We start from the raw sequence: 16,384 nt of genomic DNA, 5'->3' as shown, positions 1-16,384 counted from the left end.
GGCGACTGCTCACATCTCTTCGTGGGTCAGTGGATCACGATCCTTCATGCGACCGCGCTCGAGTGCGGAGATGGCAGCCACCTCGGCGGAGGTGAGGGTGAAGTCGAAGATGTCGGCGTTGAGTCTCTGCCGGTCGGGATTGGCCGACTTCGGGATCGGTAGGCTGCCGACCTCGAGGTGCCAGCGCAGAACCACCTGAGCCGGCTCGACCCCATGAGCCTGAGCCGCCTCGGCGATGGGAGCCTCGTCGAACAGGCCCTGGTCGCGGTACAGCGGTGACCAGGATTCTGTTTGGACGCCGATCGACTGGTGGAAGGCGATGAGTTTGCTCTGCGGGAAGTAGGGGTGGAGTTCGACCTGGTTGACGGCCGGAGTCACTCCGGTCTCGTCGATGAGCTCCTGGAGCATTGATTCGGTGAAGTTCGAGACACCGATCGAGGTCACCAGGCCGCGTTCGCGCAGTTCGATGAGGCCGCGCCAGGTCTCGACGTACTTGCCCACACTGGGGTTGGGCCAGTGGATGATGTGGAGGTCGAGGCGCTCGAGTTCGAGCCTGGCCAGGGATTCCTCGGTGCTGGCGATCGTTTCGTCGAAGCCGTGGTGACGACCCGGAACCTTGCTCGTGATGAAGAGTTCGTCCCGACTGACCTTGGAATCGATGACGGCCCGACCGACTTCGCGCTCATTCTCGTAGTTGACCGCGGTGTCGAGGAGTCGGTACCCGTTGTCGATGCCGGCAACGATCGCGCCGACCCCCTCGGCGTCGCGCATGGCGTAGGTGCCGAGGCCGATCTGGGGGATGGTCGCCCCGTCGTTGAGTTCAAGGGTCGGAATCGCTGAGCTGTGCTCTGAAGTGGACATGCCCCAACCCTATGACCGCCGAGGTGGTTCGTGCCAGAGGGTGATCAGACGACGAGTCCGTTCGGAACCTTCCCGTCGAGCACGTCGATGACGGCCTGAGCTGCCGCGACCCCGGCGCGTTCCCTGGCTTCCAGCGTCTGCCCGGCGAGGTGCGAGGTGATGACGACGTTGCTCATTGTTCGCAGCGGATTGTCCCCCACGAGGGGTTCGCGCTGGAATACGTCGAGCCCTGCACTAGCAATCTCTCCAGCTTCGAGCGCGGTGACCAGCGCTTCTTCATCGACGAGTGACCCGCGAGCCGTGTTGATGAGGATCGCAGAATCCTTCATTGCCGTAAACGTTTCGGCGCCGATGATCGGATCGCCCTTGCCCGCCCGACTGTGGAGAGTCAGGTAGTCGGCGGAGCCGATCGTCGAGTCGAAGTCGGCGAACTCGACGCTCGGCGATACGTGGGAGCTTGCGTCGGGGTGGCCAGTGGAGACGAGGACTCGCATGCCCAGGGCCGCACCGAGAACTGCTATCGCTCGGCCGCTGGGCCCGTAGCCGATGACGCCCAGCGTCTTTCCTCGCAGCTCTGTTCCCGCCTCACGTGGCCAAACACCCTTGCCCAGGCCCTCGAACACAGAGCTGAGACGCCGGGCGCAGGAGAGCATGAGGGCAAGCGTCATCTCGGCGACCGCGTGGTGGTTGACTCCTGGTGTGTTGCAGACACGGATGCCGAGTTCGCCCGCCGCGTCGATGTCGACATTGTCGTAGCCGACTCCGGCACGGGCGAGGACCTTCAAGGTGGGAGCGGCCGCAAGCATCTGAGCCGTGACCGGTTCACTCGCGGCGATCGCGCCGACGGCACCGGCGAACAGGGCGAGCTTCTCTTCATCCGCGCGATGCCCACCTGCCGGCGAGTAGACCGGTTCGAGACCGCGCTCGCGCAACATCGCGTCGACGGTGTCGCCTGGGTGAAGATAGTCGGTGGTGATGACGATGCGATTGCTCATGTGTTCGAGGATAGCTACGTCTGCGAAGGCGGCGTCTCCGAAGCCAACTGGCGGACCAGACTTGCCGGAGCGGTATTCCGATAGGAATCGGTCAGCAGCTCACGAACCTCGTCCTCATTGAGGCTCTCCATTTCGAGACCGATCCAGCCGGTCGGACCCAGGTACATGGGAACGAAGGCATCCGGTCGCTCCATCAGCACCTCGGCGTCCATCGGATCAGGCAAGATGAGCAGCGCCTGCGGATGCTGTTCCATGCCACCCGTGACGAGCTTCCGTGTGCCTCCGAAGTGAGCGAAGATCTTCTTCGTGAAGAACGCGGGTCGCCCATGCGAGACCTTCTCCTGCACCTCGGGAAGGCTCAAAGCGACCTCTCGAAGGCGCGCCAGCTGAGGGTCGCCATCATCGAACATCTGTGGATGCGCCATGGGCCCACCCTATTCATGGTTTCAGTCACTGGCTAGAGCAGAATTCCTTGCTGCGCATGACCACGATTGTGGGTCCAATACCCTCCACGCATTGTTACATGCCTATAAAACCTTGGACAGCACTACGAACCCCTCCATAGGCTGAAAGCCACCCATTTCACCGAGCACACGGAGGTGCGCGGGAAATGACGAATCAGGGGGCATTGCGAAGAAGGACTGCTCACCGGCCATGCCTGATTTGAGCGTTCCCCCTCCGCCTTCACACCAGATTCAGATACGCACCGCAGCGGCCTTCTGCACTACGAAGACATTCCGAAAGAGGAAACGATGACAGTGAACAGCGAAAACCACACCACAGCTCCGCCCACGCGGCGAAGGTTCTTAGGCGGCCTCCGAGAGTTCGGTCCCGGAATCATCGCCGTCCTCGCCATGATGGGAGCCGGTGACCTGGTCACAGCCTCCGTGTCGGGCTCGAATTACGGCTACAGCCTGATGTGGCTGCTGGTCGCCTCTCTTCTCATCAGGTTCGTCATCGTCAACATCATGGGCAGATATCAGGTGCTCAACATCAAGAACCAGACGATCGTCGAAGGCTATAACGATGTGTCGAGGTTCTATCCATGGGCGATCGGCATTGCAGCACTCATCAGCGGTCACCTTCTCAATGGCTACATGATCAAGGGCGCTGGTGAGGCAGTCGCCAAAATCGTCACTGTCGGCAATCCGTTCCTCTGGTCGTGCATTCTGGTCGTGGCAAGCATCTTCGTCATCGGCCGCAACGTCTACAACACCATCGAAAAGGGCATGAAGCTCCTGCTGGCAATGATGACGGTGGTCTTCCTCGGGCTGGCAATCTACTCGGTCCCCGATGTCGGCGAGCTCATCCAGGGAACCATCGGCTTCGGAATCCCGGCCAACACCGGCGCGTTCGGCGTCTTCGCCGTGGCCTTGTCCCTCATCGGTGCAGTAGCGGGTTCGATGGCGAACTTCCTCTATCCCTATTACGTTCGGGACAAAGGATGGAAGGGCATTGCATTCAAGAAGCTGCAGCGCAATGACATCCTCTTCGGCATCTCCGCCGCCATCGTCATCAGCCTCTCCATCTGGGTGGTGGGTGCCGAGATCCTCAGACCCCAGGGAATCCAGGTCTCAAGCCTGGATGACATCTCTCAAGCTCTGACCATTCATCTCGGCACCTTCGGCGGAGTCATCTTCTACTTGGGTGCTTTCGGCATTCTCTACAGCAGCGTCATCGGCTTCGCCAATGGCTTCCCGAAGGTGATCATCGACTGCCTGCACATCATCCTTCCTTCAAGGCGCGAACAGTACGGCACCAAGTTCGAAGATGATCCTCTGTTCAAATGGTTCAGCCTCTTCATCCTCATCTCCCCCATCCTGTGGTCCGTGCCTGGGATGCCGGGATTTGTGGAAATGGCTGTGTTCGTCACCGGACTGCAGGCCATCATCGTCCCGCTCGTGGCCATCGGGCTGCTGATCCTGGCGAACAAGACGAGCCATTTCGGCAAGCACAAGGCCAATCTGTTCGAGAACATCATCCTGGTGGCGACGACACTTCTCACCATCTGGGTGACCATTCAGGTGTTCATCGGCTGGTTCGCCGGTTGAGCCCAGCGGTCACGGACGCCCGCTGGGTGGTCGGACACCGCCTCCCGGGTTGAGCCGAGATGTCAGAGATCTCGCTCTGACGGGCTCCTGCGGACTACTGTGCAGATGTGAGCGAAGCGAGTTCAGCCCCTTCCCCTCAGCGTTTGACCAGGATCGTGCCCTGGGTCTTCTTGGGCGCGGCCGTTGTCGTCGTCGCCACTGGCCTGCTGCCCTTCGCCGACGCCGCCGAATTGGCCACGACGACCGGCCCCGTACTGATCTTCGTCGTCGCCATGACCATCGTCGCCGAGCTCGCCAGCACCGCCGGCGTCTTCACCGTCATCGCCGAACAGCTGGCCGCCTGGGGCCGCGGCCGGGTGATGCTGCTCTGGATCTTCGTCCTCATCATGATCACCCTGACTACGGCCTTCATGTCACTGGACACCACAGCGGTGCTCATCACTCCGATCATCGTGGTGCTGGCCAGACATGTCGGGCGCTCGCCACTGCCGTTCGCCCTGGCGACGGTGTGGCTGGCCAACACTGCCTCCCTCTTCCTGCCGGTGTCGAACCTGACCAATCTGCTCGCCGCCGATACCTTCGGCAGCACTCCGTTCGCCTTCGTTCGCGCACTGTGGGTACCCGCTCTCGTAGCCGTGGTCATGACCATCGGGATGCTCACTCTCATCCACCGAGGCTCCCTCACCGGCCGATTCGAACTATCGGAGCGGACCCGGATTTCGGACCGCCCTCTGCTGGTGGTGGGCTTGATCGTCGTTGCAGTGATGCTGCCGCTGCTCGTGTCCGGGCTCCCGGTCGCGGTCGTGGCCTGCGGCGCAGCCCTGGTCCTGGTCGCGGCATTCGCCGTCAGAAACAGGGATGTACTCGGATTCGGATTGGTGCCGTGGCGCACGGTCGTCTTCGCAGGCAGCCTCTTCGTGCTCGTCACGGCGGCCGAGGTCCACGGGCTCACTTCTGCTCTGACCGCAGCTTCGGGTTCCGGCGAGGACTTCTGGGCTCTGCTGCGGCTGGCGGCGTTCGGTGCTCTCGGCGCCAATGCTGTGAACAATCTCCCTGCGTTCCTGGCGTTGTCGACGGCCGCTGAGACTCCGCTGCGGATGGGTGCGCTGCTCATCGGGGTCAACCTCGCACCCCTGGTCTCACCGTGGGCGTCACTGGCCACCTTGCTGTGGCATCAGCGGCTCAGTCGCATGGGCGTAGAGATCTCCTGGCGCAGGTTCATGCTGCTGGGGCTGCTGCTCGTCGTGCTCATCGTTCCGGCGACGGCGCTGGCGCTGAGGATCTCGTGAATCGGGCGCTCGCGATCGCGTCGCCCTGACAGCTCCTACTTCACCACTCCGAGCACCTCGTTGAGTGCCTCCGTCGCCGAAGGGTGGGTGTAGATCGTGTCGCGCAGCTCGGTGGCGGTGACGTCGTGGCGCATCGCCAGGGCCACGGTGTTGATGACCTCTTGTGAGTGCACGTGCACGAGTGCGGCACCGAGGATGAGGTCCGTCGCCCCGTCGACGACGAACTTGACGATGCCGCGGGGGTCGCCCTCGATCTTCGCACGTGGTGCTGCTGCGATATCGGCCATCGCCTTCGCTCCGACCTTGATCTCATAACCCTGTTCGCGCGCATCCTTCTCACTCAGTCCGACACGGGCCACGGGTGGGGTGAGGAACATCGTGTACGGCACGGATCCGCGGTCCCTCGTCGACCGCTGGCCCTCACCGAGCAGCTGGTCGGCCAGGATGCGGTTGTCGTCGAGGGAGATGTAGGTGAACATCGGCCCGCCGTTGACATCGCCGAACGCGTACACACCCTCGGCTGAGGCTCGCAGGTGCTCGTCTACGGTGATGAAACCGCGTTCGTTCGTCTCGATACCGGCCTTGTCGAGGCCCAGGTCTGTGGTGGCGGGCTTGCGACCGACGGCCAGGAGCACAGCCTCGGCGTCGATGGTCGTCGTCTCTCCATCGATCTCGTAGCTGACGGTCGCGGCGTCGGCACCGTCGCTGACTGCGGTCACTGAGACATTGTTGATGATGGTGATGCCATCATCAGCCAGCGCTGCGGCGACTACCTCGGCGACGTCGTCGTCCTCGTTGGCCAGTGGGCGGGGCCCGTGGTCGAGCACAGTGACCTGTGACCCGAAGTGGGTGAACATCGAGCCGAATTCGAGGCCGATGTAGCCGCCGCCGACGATGACGAGGCGCTTGGGGAATGGGGTGACGTGCTGTAGCGACTCGGAATCGTGGATGCGCCCGCCCAGCTTGGCTCCGTCGATCGGCGGGATGTTCGCAACCGAGCCGGTGTTGACGACGACGGTGTCGGCAGTGATCGTCATGGTGTCGGTGCCGCCGGTGACGCGGACTTCGCGTTCGCCTGTGAACTCGGCGCGGCCGGAGACCAGGAGGACCGAGTCAAGATCGTCGAGCATCGAGAGGTTCTTCTTCCGCATCGCCCCGGTCAGGGTATCGCGACGCTTCACGGCCTTGGCGAAGTACTCGGCGACGTCATCGGATTCGCGCTTGTTCTCTGCGTCGTGGACGAGGATCTTCGTCGGGATGCAGGCGATGTTGATGCAGGACCCACCGATCATGGCATCGGAGCGCTCAACGACGGCGACACGCTTGCCCGCTCTGGCCATGGTTCCCGCAAGCGTCTTTCCGCCCTTGCCCCATCCGATGACGAGGAGGTCCACGTGTTCGCTCTGATCGACTTCACTGCTGTGCTCGGCCATGATGGGTTCCTTCCAGCTGACAGTTCGGTCCTGCCAGCCTACTCCGAGGACCTCACCATCAGACGTCGCCGAGGTGGGTCGACGTCAGGGCCATCGAGCTGGGGTTGCCCCTGGTGGAGTTCATCGTGAAGCTGGCCTTCCACGGAAGATAGCGGTCGTCCGAGGACTCGATCAGTTCGCCGGCGCTCGTGAACGCGCGCCGGCGAACCCGCAGCAGCGGGGTGCCGACCGGAACCTCGAGCAGAGCGGCATCGTCCTCGTTGGCTCCGATCGCATCGATGGTCCGTGAGGTTCGGCTGATGTCGACGCCCTGGTCGATGAGTTCCTGGTAGATCGAACCTGAGTCGGTGTCGAAGGCAAGCACGTGGCGCCCGACCTCGAGGGGATAGTTCAAACGCTCGACCATGGTGGGCACATCATCCATGAGGCGGAGCCGGAACACGGAGACGACCGGATCACCGTCGGGGATGAGCAGGCTCGCCGCCAAGGACTTCTCGGCGGGCCTGCGAGTGACCCACTGGGTGCGCTGACCCGGGACGATGTCGGCGTTGTGGCACCACTGGGAGAACGAGATGATGTCGTCGAAGGACTGGGTGGGCACATTGTCGAGGACAACCGTCCGGCGCCCTCTCCCGGAGGAGATCAGTCCTTCGGTCCGCAGGGTCGACATCGCTTGTCGAACCGGGCCGCGGGAGCTGGTGAACTTCCGGGTGAGCTCTGCCTCGGAGGGAAGTTCGTCCCCGGGCTGAAAATAGCCCTCACGAATCGCCGTTCGCAGGTAATGTGCGATCTCGTCGTGCTGCTGTCGCGTGCGCTGCTGAGTCATGTGTGCTGGTCTCGTCGGGGTTAGGGATAGGGACACGTGCTTCCAAGGGTGCTGCTGTTCGAGCGGGGCTCTCCTCTACTTCCTATTCCTGCCGAATGAACCGAGAGTGCTCCTCGGGATCTTGGACATCACGTTCAGATGAACAATCATCAAACTTGTACATACATGTAGTCATCGTACGGCAGAAAGCGACCAAGATTGGGGAATGTCGAAATCAGATCTCATCATCGTAGGCTCCGGAATCCTGGGCCTGGCCACCGCATTCCGCGCACACCAGCAGGGCCGCAGGGTCCATGTCATCGACCGCTCCGCCCGCCCTGTGGGCTCATCCATCCAGAACTTCGGACACGCGTGCTTCACCGGTCAGGCAGACACAGCCCAGGACCTGGCCATGAAGTCTCGTGCCGGCTGGCGAGAGGTCGCCGCCGCGACGGGAATCTGGGCCGCAGAGACCGGTTCCTTCATCCCCGCCATGACCGAACCAGAGCTCCTGGTCCTCCAGGAGTTCGCCGATCACCGGGGTCCGGATCAGGCAACGATGCTCAGCGCCGAGGAGATTGCAGCAGCTGTCGGGAACCCGAGTCTGGGCGCGATCGGCGGGGCCCACCTGCCCCTGGACATACGGGTCGACCCGCGTGAGGCTGCCGCCGCAATTGCCGACTGGCTGGCCGGTGAAGGTGTCGATTTCACCTGGAACACCACCGTCACCGAGGTGGCCGGCGGCACCGTGTCCACCAACCGGGGCGATGTCCACGGTGAGCAGGTCGTCGTCTGCCCCGGCTACCAGCTCACCTCCCTGTTCCCCAGGATCGCCGAGACATATGGGGTGCGCATCTGCACGCTCGTCATGTCCCTGATCGAGCGACCGCCGCAGACGCCCACCGGGTTCGCCATGCTCACGGGCACCTCGCTGGCCCGCTACGACGGTTTCGCTGCCATGCCCGGGGCATCGGCTCTGCGCGAGGATCTCGCCCTGCGGGAGCCCGAGCTCGTCGATGTCATCGCCAACCTCATGGTCACCGATATCGCCGACGGACTGCTCATCGGCGACTCCCACGCCTATGCCCTCAGCCCTGAGCCCTTCATCGACGAACACGTCGGCAACCTGCTGCTCGAGCGCGCCACCAGCATGCTCGGCATCGCTGAACCCGTCGTTCGCCAACGGTGGCTTGGCCAGTATGCGGACAGCGCCGAGACTAACCTGATCCTCGAACACCCCGATGAGCAGACGACGGTCGCTGTGGTCACCTCGGGCATCGGGATGACCCTGTCCTTCGGGATCGCGGACCGCATCCTCGGCGGGGAAACAGCCGCGATGAGAACGAGACCTGCGTCGCATTCATCTCCCCTCACCCCAACCGCCGATGAAGTTGTCATGTCCGATCGGTGAACAGGCAAGAATTGTATAGACATGTTGTTTCGAGTTGTCGAAGAATGGCACCAAGCGATCACCCCGACCACTCGAAAGGCAGGCCACCCATGGCCCTGTTCCCACGCTTCCGTTCTCGCACTGCTCGATCCCGCACCATCCGCTCTCTCACGGCCGCAGCACTCGCTCTCCCGCTGCTCGCCGCCTGCGGCCCCTCCGGCGACGACGGCGACACCATCACGTTCGCAGCAGTCCCAGCCGAATCCTCCTCCACGCTGGAGTCGACCTTCGAAAACGTCACCGCTCTGCTCGAGGAGGAGACCGGCAAGAAGGTCGAGTTCCAGAATGCCTCCGACTACGCGGCCGTGATCGAGGGGATGCGCGCAGGCCAGATCGATGCCGCCTCATTCGGCCCGTTCGCCTATGTCATCGCCAAGGACTCCGGCATCGACATGGAACCGGCAGCCGCTCCGACCCACGACGCAGACAAGGCTCCGGCCTACACGTCTCTGGCCTACGTCAAGAAGGGCTCGGACATCAAGGGCCTGAAGGACCTCAAGGGCAAGAACGTCTGCTTCGTCGACAAGGCCTCCACCTCCGGCTACCTCGTCCCGATGAAGGTGATCATGGACGAGGGCCTCGACATGGAGCAGGACATGAAGCAGATTCTGACCGGCGGTCATGACGCCTCGCTGCTGTCCCTGGACTCCGGAGAATGCGATGCGGCCTTCGCCCACGACACTATGCTGGGCACCCTCGAAGAGTCCGAGCAGGTGAAGGCGGGCAGCCTGGAGCCGGTGTGGGAGTCCGATCCCATCACGGAGGACCCGATCGCAGTCAACAACGAATCCCTCGATCCTGAACTGACCAAGCAGATCACGACCGTCCTGCGCGAGAAGGCAAACATTCCGGCCATGGTTGATGCCGGCGTCTGCTCCTCCGAGGACGACTGCGTCCTGCCCGAGGAGATCGAATACGGCTATAAGCCTGTCGACGACTCTGACTTCGACTCCATCCGCGACATCTGCGACGCCACCCAGGCAGACGCCTGCAAGAACGTCGGCTAGGAGAGACACCCATGAGCAATCATCGAAATGCCAGCAGCGCTAAGACCGCTGAACTTCAGCGAGAGATCGACGATATCTACGCCGTCCAGCTCGACCACGTGACCAAGGACTTCGGCGGTGGAGTCCTCGGACTTGACGACGTCAACATCGGATTCCGTGCCGGCAGGGTCACAGTCCTGCTCGGGCTGTCCGGATCGGGGAAGTCGACGCTCCTGCGTCACATCAACGGCCTGCACACCCCCACCTCGGGAACGGTGCGCGTCCTGGGTCAGGACGTGAGCTCAGCAGGTAAGCGCAGTCTGCGGGAGCTGCGCCGGAACATCGGCGTGATCTTCCAGTCCTTCAACCTCGTCGGTCCGATGTCCGTGTTGGAGAACGTCTGCGCCGGGCAGCTCGGCTCGCTCAAGGGGCCGCGCATCTCGCTGATGATGTACCCGAAGTCCGTGCGCCGAGAGGCCATCGACAAGCTCGACCGTGTCGGTCTTGCCGATCGTGCCTACCAGCGCTCGGACACTCTCTCCGGAGGTCAGCAGCAGCGCGTGGCCATCGCCCGCGCACTCATGCAGCACCCCACAGTGCTGTTGGCCGATGAACCGGTGGCCTCACTGGATCCGGTCTCGGCCCTCGACGTGATCAACCTGCTGCGGCAGATCGCCGAAGAAGACAAGCTCACCGTCATCGCCTCGCTCCACCAGGTCCAGCTGGCCATCGAGTTCGCCGATCGGATCATCGGTCTGCGCACCGGGCAGGCGGTGCTCGATCGCGCGACGCAGGGTCTGAGCGCCGACGAGGCGTCGACGATCTATTCGAGCGTCTCCGGAATGGACCTCGCCGAGGCTGCGGTCGGTCCCCGAGCAGCCGCGTCAGGTGTGACTCGCTGATGCCCACGCTCGTCGAGGCCCCGCGCGAGGCTCCGACGCCGCCGGCGCGTCCGCGTCCGACCGGGCACAGCATCGCCGCCGTCATCGTGATGATCGTCCTGGTCATCGGAGGCGTGTGGTCGATCGGTTCTCTCGGCATCGATCTGGGCACCATCGTCGACTCCGTCGACAATGCGGGACGCTTCCTTGCTCGCGTGTTCCCTCTCGACTTCCCGCCTGTGTCAGAGACTCTTTCGCTGGTGTTCGAGACCTTGGCCATCGTCTTCCTCGCCACGCTGCTTTCGGTCGCGCTCTCCATTCCGGTGGCTCTGGCCGCCGCCGGGCCGACCCGCTGGGGAGTCACCTCGCAGTGGGTCGCGCGCGCTCTGACCGTGCTGGCTCGGGCAATCCCCGATCTGGTGCTCGCGATCATCTTCCTGCGCATGTTCGGCCTCGGAGCCACCGCCGGAATCATCGCCATGGGCATCCACTCGGTCTGCATGATTGCCAAGCTCTATGCCGATGCAATCGAGGAACTCGACGATGGCCCACGTGAGTCGATGGAGTCCCTCGGCGCTGGCCGTGGGCAGCAGATCATGGCGGCCATTCCACAGACGCTGATGCCGCAGCTCATCGCGACGGCGCTGCACCGGTTCGACATCAATCTGCGTACCTCGGTGCTTCTGGGCTACGTCGGCGTGGGCGGCATCGGGTTGGCGATTGCCGATTCCCTGCGGACGCTTGACTATCAGCGAGGCATGGCCCTGGCCGTGCTGGTCCTGCTGCTGTGCATCGGCGTCGAGCTGCTCTCGGGAGCGATCCGGGCAGCGCTGATGAGATCGGCTGGACAGAGGATCACCGGCGGCACCTGGGTCGATCGCCTGTTCAACCGCGGTCGCGAATCGGGTGTCAACGATCTCCATCTGACACCGCCGTGGAGTTCGGCCCGGTTCAAGCGCTTCCTCTCGATTGCGCTGATTGTGATCTTCACTGTTGCGGCCCTGTGGCGCGTGGATGTGTCCTGGTCAGCACTCCTGCATGGGCTTCTCGACTTACCGAAGACTCTGGCGCTGTTCTTCCCGCCATCGACCGGCGGGACCATGTCCAACCTCGTCGAGGCGCTGCTGGTGACTATCCAGATCTCGCTCGCGGCAACCCTCATCGGCGCCGTCCTCGCGATACCGATCGGCATCCTCGCCGCCCGCAACGCCGTGGCGAATGTCTATGTGCACCAGACATTCAGGGTGATCATCGTGATAGTGCGCGGCATTCCCGAGCTGATTCTCGCGATCATCTTCGTCGTCATCTCCGGCCTGGGGGAGGTCGCCGGAACCCTGGCTCTGTCCATCGGCGCGATCGGCCTGCTCTCGAAGCTCATCGCCGATTCGCTCGAGGAGACGGACACCCAGGTGCAAGAAGCGATGCGCGCCACCGGTGCCAGCGAGGCACAGGTGTTCTTCTCAGCCACACTGCGCCAGGCGGCACCGGCTTTCGTCGCTCACGCGATGTACCTACTCGACAACAACATCCGCTCAGCCACACTCCTCGGAGTCGTCGGGGCCGGAGGCATCGGATTCCTGCTGCTCAACGCTTCGCGGGTCAACCAGTTCGATGTTGTCACCATGGTGCTCATCCTCATGGTCGCTGTCGTCCTCGCAGTCGAAGCACTGTCGATGTGGCTGCGCCAGGCCGTTCGCTGACTCTCCCGTCATTTCACACGTCCCACCTGCACGCATTGATCCAACACAGGCACGCATTGATCCAACACAGAAGGAGAAACACCATGATTGAACTCGCCGTATTCGACATGGCCGGCACCACCATCGACGACCGCGACGAGGTCTACCGTGTTCTGCGGGAGGCCACTGAACGCGAAGGTGCGAACTACACGGACGAGGTGTTCCAGAAGTGGATGGGCACTGAGAAGAGATGGGCGATCGAAAATCTGCTCCGCCTCGGCGGGGTCGACGTCGATGACGAACTCCACGAGAAGACCTGGGAATGGTTCCGACAGGAACTGCGCCGCACCTATACCGACAATCCGCCGAAGCCGCTGCCCGGGATCGAGGAAGCACTGACGACTCTACGCGAGCAAGGCATCAAGGTCGCCCTGACGACCGGGTTCGCTCGGGAGATCGCTGATCTCATCTTCGCCTCCATGGGATGGGAGCAGGGCGAGACCTTCGACGCGTCCGCCTGCGGCGACGAGGTCGAGGCCGGCCGGCCGGCTCCCGACATGATCGAGAGGGTCTTGAAGGAACTCGGCGTGGAGGACACGGCAGCGGTCGTCAGCGTCGGTGACACCTCGGCGGATGTGCAGTCGGCCCTGCGCGCCGGAGTCACCTCGGTCGGTGTGCTCACCGGCCACCTGAGCCGGAAGGACTTCGCCGCCGAAGGTGCCCACCTCGTTCTCGATTCCGCTGCGGAGCTTCCCGACGCTCTGGCCGACCTGTCGACTTCAGCAACCTCAGCCGGGGTGAACCAGTGACGGCGCAGGTTCAACCGCGGGTTCAGTCACAGTCTCCGGTTCAGGCCTCCCCGGCCGACACCTCAGTGAAGGCGGAGGCCTCGGCGGGTGTTGAGGTCGTCGCGGACACGGTCCAGGCAGTCGTCTGGCTCGGCGGGGATCAATTCGAGATTCAGTCCTTCGACCGCCCCGAACTTGCTGTGGGCGAGAGTCTCATCCGCCTGACCACTGCCACCGTCTGCGGCTCAGACCGGCACACCGTGCGCGGGCGTCGCCCCGGAGCATGCCCCTCCGTGCTCGGCCACGAGGGCGTCGGCGTGGTCGAAGATTCGCGGGCGGGCTTCCCGCTCGGCCAGCGCGTGGTCTTCTCTGTCACCTCGGTGTGCGGGGAATGCGAGAACTGCAGGCGCGGGCTCAGCACAAAATGCGGGTCGGTGGCCAAGGTCGGTCACGAATCCACCGACAGCGGCTGGACGCTTTCCGGCACCTACGCCTCACACATCCACCTGCCCAGGGGCGTGGCAGCCGTCCCGGTGCCGGATTCGGTGCCCGACGCCGTGGCCTCCACAGCAGGGTGTGCCGTCGCCACCGTCATGGCGATGTTGGAGGCCGCCGGTGATCTGCGAGGCCGCCGGGTCTTCGTCAACGGACTCGGAATGCTGGGGCTCACAGCAGTGGCCGCCGCCCAGTCCCGCGGCGCCGCCGAGGTGCTCGCCTTCGACCCGACGCCGCGGCGCCAGGATATGGCCCTGTTCGCCGGGGCGAGCACGATCATGGAAGACGAAATGCCCGCAGATGTCGATGTTGCACTCGAACTCTCCGGCACCACCTCGGGCGTAGAGACCTGTGTTGCCAGCCTGGGAATCGGCGGTACCGCAGTTCTCGCCGGAAGCGTGAGCCCGGGACCGAACATCGAGATCAGCCCCGAACAGTTCGTGCGAGCCTGGCGCACCATCACGGGCGTGCACAACTTCGAACCCCACCACCTGCAGGAAGCCGTCGACTTCCTGGCGACTGATGGCGGTGATATGCCGTGGGAGAACATCCTCGGCGGCCCGATCGAACTGGCCGAACTGGCTCAGGAGTTTGCAGAGCCGAGTCCGGGGCTGCGAACCGTGGTGCACATCGACGGGTGAGAGGCTGTGCTCTCAGCAAGGTGAGAGGTGGGGTCAGCGGATACACTGCAGAACAGCAGCGGCACGAGACCCCGAAAGAAATCGAGCGAGCAATGCAGTTCACCCTAGCCCAGGTCACCGGCTTCATCGCTGTGGCCGAAAATCTCCACTTCGGACGCGCCGCTGAGGAACTCAATATGACTCAGCCGCCGCTGAGTCGGCAGATACAGAAGCTCGAGAAGTCCATCGGTGTCCATCTCTTCGAACGCAACAACCGCACGGTGACCCTGACGCCAGCGGGGGAGGCCTTCCTCGCAGAAGCCTACGGCCTGCTTGCCTCTGTCGAACGCGCACCTCGGCGCGCACAGAAGATCGCCGAGGGATCGTGGGGGCAGATCACCATCGGCTGCACAGCAGTCTCGACCTTCGGCGTCCTCGGCAGTTTGGTGTCAACACTGGCGCAGCGACTTCCAGGCGTCAGCGTCGAGATCGCCGAAATGGTCACGGCCGAGCAGATCAAGGCACTGTCGGAAGGGCGGATCGACATCGGCCTGGGCCGGGTGGGCAGAATACCGGAGACCATCGACGCTGCCCTTGTGCTCTCGGAACAGCTGGTCCTCGCAGTCCCATCGGACCACGAATTCGCCACACGGGAGTCGATTGCGACGAAGGACATCTCCGGGCAGAGGCTGCTCATGCACGATGCCACGAAAGCTCGATACTTCTACGACCTCACCGTTCGCTACATTGATGTCGAGGCCAATGAGGTCGCCCATTCCCTCAGCCAGATTCTCACCATCGTCAACCTCGTGGCCGCTGGCCGAGGTATCGCCGTCGTCTCCGAATCCGCTGCGCGCCTCGGCGTGGAAGGCGTGAAATACGTGCCGCTGCGAGGCGCCCCGCGTGATGTCGTGGAGCTGCACGCGATCTGGAATCCCGAGTCGCGCAACCCCGCACTGAAGGAAGTCCTCAGCCTCATCCGCGACGAGTAGAAGCAATACTTTTGGAGCATCAATGCATATATAAATAATCTTGGACAGGAATCACTCGGCGTTCCTACAGTGGGATCATCATCCCGACTAACAAGGACGTCATTCCGTGGCCAACTACCTGCCTCAAGAACTCGCCGACCACCTCAAGGACGGTCTCCTCTCCTTCCCTGCAACCGCCTTCACATCCGACCTGACGATCGATGCCGATGCCTACACCGACCACATCGCCTGGCAGTCAAGTTTCGACGTCGCCGGGCTCTTCGCGGCCGGCGGTACCGGGGAGGGCTTCAGTCTCACCCCTGCTGAAGCCAAGGACGTTGTCAGCTTGGCCGTCTCGACCTCCCGCCAGGAGGTGCCGGTGCTCGCCTCTGCCGGCGGGGCCACCGCTCAAGCTGTGCAGAATGCGATCGACGCTGAGGCGGTGGGTGCCGAAGGCCTCCTCGTCCTCCCGCCGTACCTCACCGAGTGCAGTCAAGATGGCCTCTTCGAACATGTGTCAGCCATCTGTGCTGCCACGAAGATCGGCGTCATCGTCTACAACCGAGCCAACGCCATCTACTCACCCGAGACCGTCGAACGACTCGCAGACACCCATGAGAACTTCATCGGCTTCAAGGACGCCATCGGTGACATCGAACAGCTGACCAAGGTCTACGCCCGCACCGGCGACCGCCTCTTCTACCTCGGAGGTCTGCCCACAGCCGAGGTCTACGCTTTGCCTCTGCTCCAACTCGGGATGAGCACCTACTCGTCGGCGATGTTCAACTTCGCGCCTGAGTTCGCCCTCGACTTCTACTCTGCGGTCCGCCGCCAGGATCGTGCTGCAGTCACGGAGAAGCTCAATTCATTCGTGCTTCCCTACTCGAAGATCCGAGATCGTGTCGCGGGCTACGGCGTCTCCATCGTCAAGGGCGGCCTCAAGGTCATCGGTCGAGACTGCGGCCCGGTCCGACCTCCCCTGCAGAACCTCACACAGACCGACCTGCGGGATCTCGAACAGGTGATGGCTGCTGCCGTAATTCAACTCGACCGCACCACCTCCGCGGTCGCCTGACCTGC

Annotated in this window: 15 protein-coding genes; 10 read left to right on the top strand and 5 right to left on the bottom strand. The window is 63.3% G+C overall.

Going from position 1 to position 16,384, the window contains the following annotated elements; all coding sequences use genetic code 11:
- Window positions 1–9: 9 nt before the first annotated feature.
- From HX613_RS12000 to HX613_RS11990, 3 genes are read right to left on the bottom strand one after another with little or no spacing between them, the layout of a single operon-like run.
- Window positions 10–861, bottom strand: a complete 852-nt coding sequence (locus HX613_RS12000) for an aldo/keto reductase (RefSeq protein WP_235345542.1) — start codon at window positions 859–861, stop codon at window positions 10–12.
- Between the two features lie 44 nt (window positions 862–905).
- Entirely contained in the window at window positions 906–1,856 is a 951-nt protein-coding gene (locus tag HX613_RS11995; RefSeq protein ID WP_235345541.1) for a phosphoglycerate dehydrogenase, read from the bottom strand.
- A 14-nt stretch (window positions 1,857–1,870) separates the two neighbouring features.
- A complete protein-coding gene (locus HX613_RS11990) occupies window positions 1,871–2,281 on the bottom strand; it encodes an MmcQ/YjbR family DNA-binding protein (RefSeq protein WP_235345540.1) in 411 nt (136 codons plus the stop codon).
- Window positions 2,282–2,608: 327 nt separating this feature from the next.
- Between HX613_RS11990 and HX613_RS11985 the strand changes: the two genes are divergently transcribed.
- Both HX613_RS11985 and HX613_RS11980 read left to right on the top strand, forming a co-directional pair.
- Complete coding sequence (locus HX613_RS11985; RefSeq protein ID WP_235345539.1) at window positions 2,609–3,907, top strand: Nramp family divalent metal transporter; 1,299 nt, start codon at window positions 2,609–2,611, stop codon at window positions 3,905–3,907.
- Window positions 3,908–4,050: 143 nt separating this feature from the next.
- Window positions 4,051–5,196, top strand: coding sequence for an SLC13 family permease (locus HX613_RS11980; RefSeq protein ID WP_235345538.1), 1,146 nt, complete (start codon window positions 4,051–4,053; stop codon window positions 5,194–5,196).
- 35 nt (window positions 5,197–5,231) lie between these two features.
- Here HX613_RS11980 and HX613_RS11975 read toward each other — a convergent pair whose 3' ends face one another.
- Both HX613_RS11975 and HX613_RS11970 read right to left on the bottom strand, forming a co-directional pair.
- The gene (locus HX613_RS11975) at window positions 5,232–6,629 is read right to left on the bottom strand and encodes an FAD-dependent oxidoreductase (protein ID WP_235345537.1); all 1,398 of its coding nucleotides are present in this window, start codon (window positions 6,627–6,629) and stop codon (window positions 5,232–5,234) included.
- Between the two features lie 58 nt (window positions 6,630–6,687).
- Entirely contained in the window at window positions 6,688–7,455 is a 768-nt protein-coding gene (locus HX613_RS11970; RefSeq protein WP_235345536.1) for a GntR family transcriptional regulator, read from the bottom strand.
- A gap of 205 nt (window positions 7,456–7,660) precedes the next feature.
- On the opposite strand from HX613_RS11970, the gene HX613_RS11965 reads away from it, so the two are divergent.
- From HX613_RS11965 to kdgD, 8 genes are all read left to right on the top strand, one after another.
- The gene (locus HX613_RS11965; protein WP_235345535.1) at window positions 7,661–8,845 is read left to right on the top strand and encodes a TIGR03364 family FAD-dependent oxidoreductase; all 1,185 of its coding nucleotides are present in this window, start codon (window positions 7,661–7,663) and stop codon (window positions 8,843–8,845) included.
- 44 nt (window positions 8,846–8,889) lie between these two features.
- Entirely contained in the window at window positions 8,890–9,891 is a 1,002-nt protein-coding gene (locus HX613_RS11960; RefSeq protein WP_235345534.1) for a phosphate/phosphite/phosphonate ABC transporter substrate-binding protein, read from the top strand.
- 11 nt (window positions 9,892–9,902) lie between these two features.
- On the top strand, window positions 9,903–10,772 hold the full coding sequence (gene phnC / locus HX613_RS11955; RefSeq protein ID WP_235345533.1) for a phosphonate ABC transporter ATP-binding protein: 870 nt from the start codon (window positions 9,903–9,905) through the stop codon (window positions 10,770–10,772).
- A complete protein-coding gene (gene phnE, locus HX613_RS11950; RefSeq protein WP_235345532.1) occupies window positions 10,772–12,451 on the top strand; it encodes a phosphonate ABC transporter, permease protein PhnE in 1,680 nt (559 codons plus the stop codon). The genes phnC and phnE overlap by 1 nt, the downstream gene beginning before the upstream one ends.
- Before the next feature lie 83 nt (window positions 12,452–12,534).
- On the top strand, window positions 12,535–13,239 hold the full coding sequence (locus HX613_RS11945) for a phosphonatase-like hydrolase (protein WP_235345531.1): 705 nt from the start codon (window positions 12,535–12,537) through the stop codon (window positions 13,237–13,239).
- On the top strand, window positions 13,236–14,354 hold the full coding sequence (locus HX613_RS11940) for an alcohol dehydrogenase catalytic domain-containing protein (RefSeq protein ID WP_235345530.1): 1,119 nt from the start codon (window positions 13,236–13,238) through the stop codon (window positions 14,352–14,354). Before HX613_RS11945 ends, HX613_RS11940 begins: the two co-directional genes overlap by 4 nt.
- A 92-nt stretch (window positions 14,355–14,446) precedes the next feature.
- A complete protein-coding gene (locus HX613_RS11935; RefSeq protein WP_235345529.1) occupies window positions 14,447–15,325 on the top strand; it encodes a LysR family transcriptional regulator in 879 nt (292 codons plus the stop codon).
- Window positions 15,326–15,431: 106 nt separating this feature from the next.
- Window positions 15,432–16,379: a 5-dehydro-4-deoxyglucarate dehydratase gene (kdgD, locus tag HX613_RS11930; protein ID WP_235345528.1), complete on the top strand. Its 948-nt coding sequence runs from the start codon at window positions 15,432–15,434 to the stop codon at window positions 16,377–16,379.
- Window positions 16,380–16,384: the final 5 nt, after the last annotated feature.

The organism is Brevibacterium sp. UCMA 11754, from assembly GCF_021532275.1.
GTDB lineage: Bacteria > Actinomycetota > Actinomycetes > Actinomycetales > Brevibacteriaceae > Brevibacterium.
The sequence above is the reverse complement of the archived record's forward strand: the minus strand, read 5'-3'. Positions and strand labels throughout refer to the sequence as shown.

Excerpts from the sequence above, each read along its gene's own strand:
- HX613_RS12000 (WP_235345542.1), bottom strand. The coding sequence starts at position 861 with ATGTCCACTTCAGAGCACAGCTCAGCGATTCCGACCCTTGAACTCAAC.
- HX613_RS11995 (WP_235345541.1), bottom strand. The coding sequence starts at position 1,856 with ATGAGCAATCGCATCGTCATCACCACCGACTATCTTCACCCAGGCGAC.
- HX613_RS11990 (WP_235345540.1), bottom strand. The coding sequence starts at position 2,281 with ATGGCGCATCCACAGATGTTCGATGATGGCGACCCTCAGCTGGCGCGC.
- HX613_RS11985 (WP_235345539.1), top strand. The coding sequence starts at position 2,609 with ATGACAGTGAACAGCGAAAACCACACCACAGCTCCGCCCACGCGGCGA.
- HX613_RS11975 (WP_235345537.1), bottom strand. The coding sequence starts at position 6,629 with ATGGCCGAGCACAGCAGTGAAGTCGATCAGAGCGAACACGTGGACCTC.
- HX613_RS11970 (WP_235345536.1), bottom strand. The coding sequence starts at position 7,455 with ATGACTCAGCAGCGCACGCGACAGCAGCACGACGAGATCGCACATTAC.
- HX613_RS11965 (WP_235345535.1), top strand. The coding sequence starts at position 7,661 with ATGTCGAAATCAGATCTCATCATCGTAGGCTCCGGAATCCTGGGCCTG.
- HX613_RS11960 (WP_235345534.1), top strand. The coding sequence starts at position 8,890 with ATGGCACCAAGCGATCACCCCGACCACTCGAAAGGCAGGCCACCCATG.
- phnC (WP_235345533.1), top strand. The coding sequence starts at position 9,903 with ATGAGCAATCATCGAAATGCCAGCAGCGCTAAGACCGCTGAACTTCAG.
- phnE (WP_235345532.1), top strand. The coding sequence starts at position 10,772 with ATGCCCACGCTCGTCGAGGCCCCGCGCGAGGCTCCGACGCCGCCGGCG.
- HX613_RS11945 (WP_235345531.1), top strand. The coding sequence starts at position 12,535 with ATGATTGAACTCGCCGTATTCGACATGGCCGGCACCACCATCGACGAC.
- HX613_RS11935 (WP_235345529.1), top strand. The coding sequence starts at position 14,447 with ATGCAGTTCACCCTAGCCCAGGTCACCGGCTTCATCGCTGTGGCCGAA.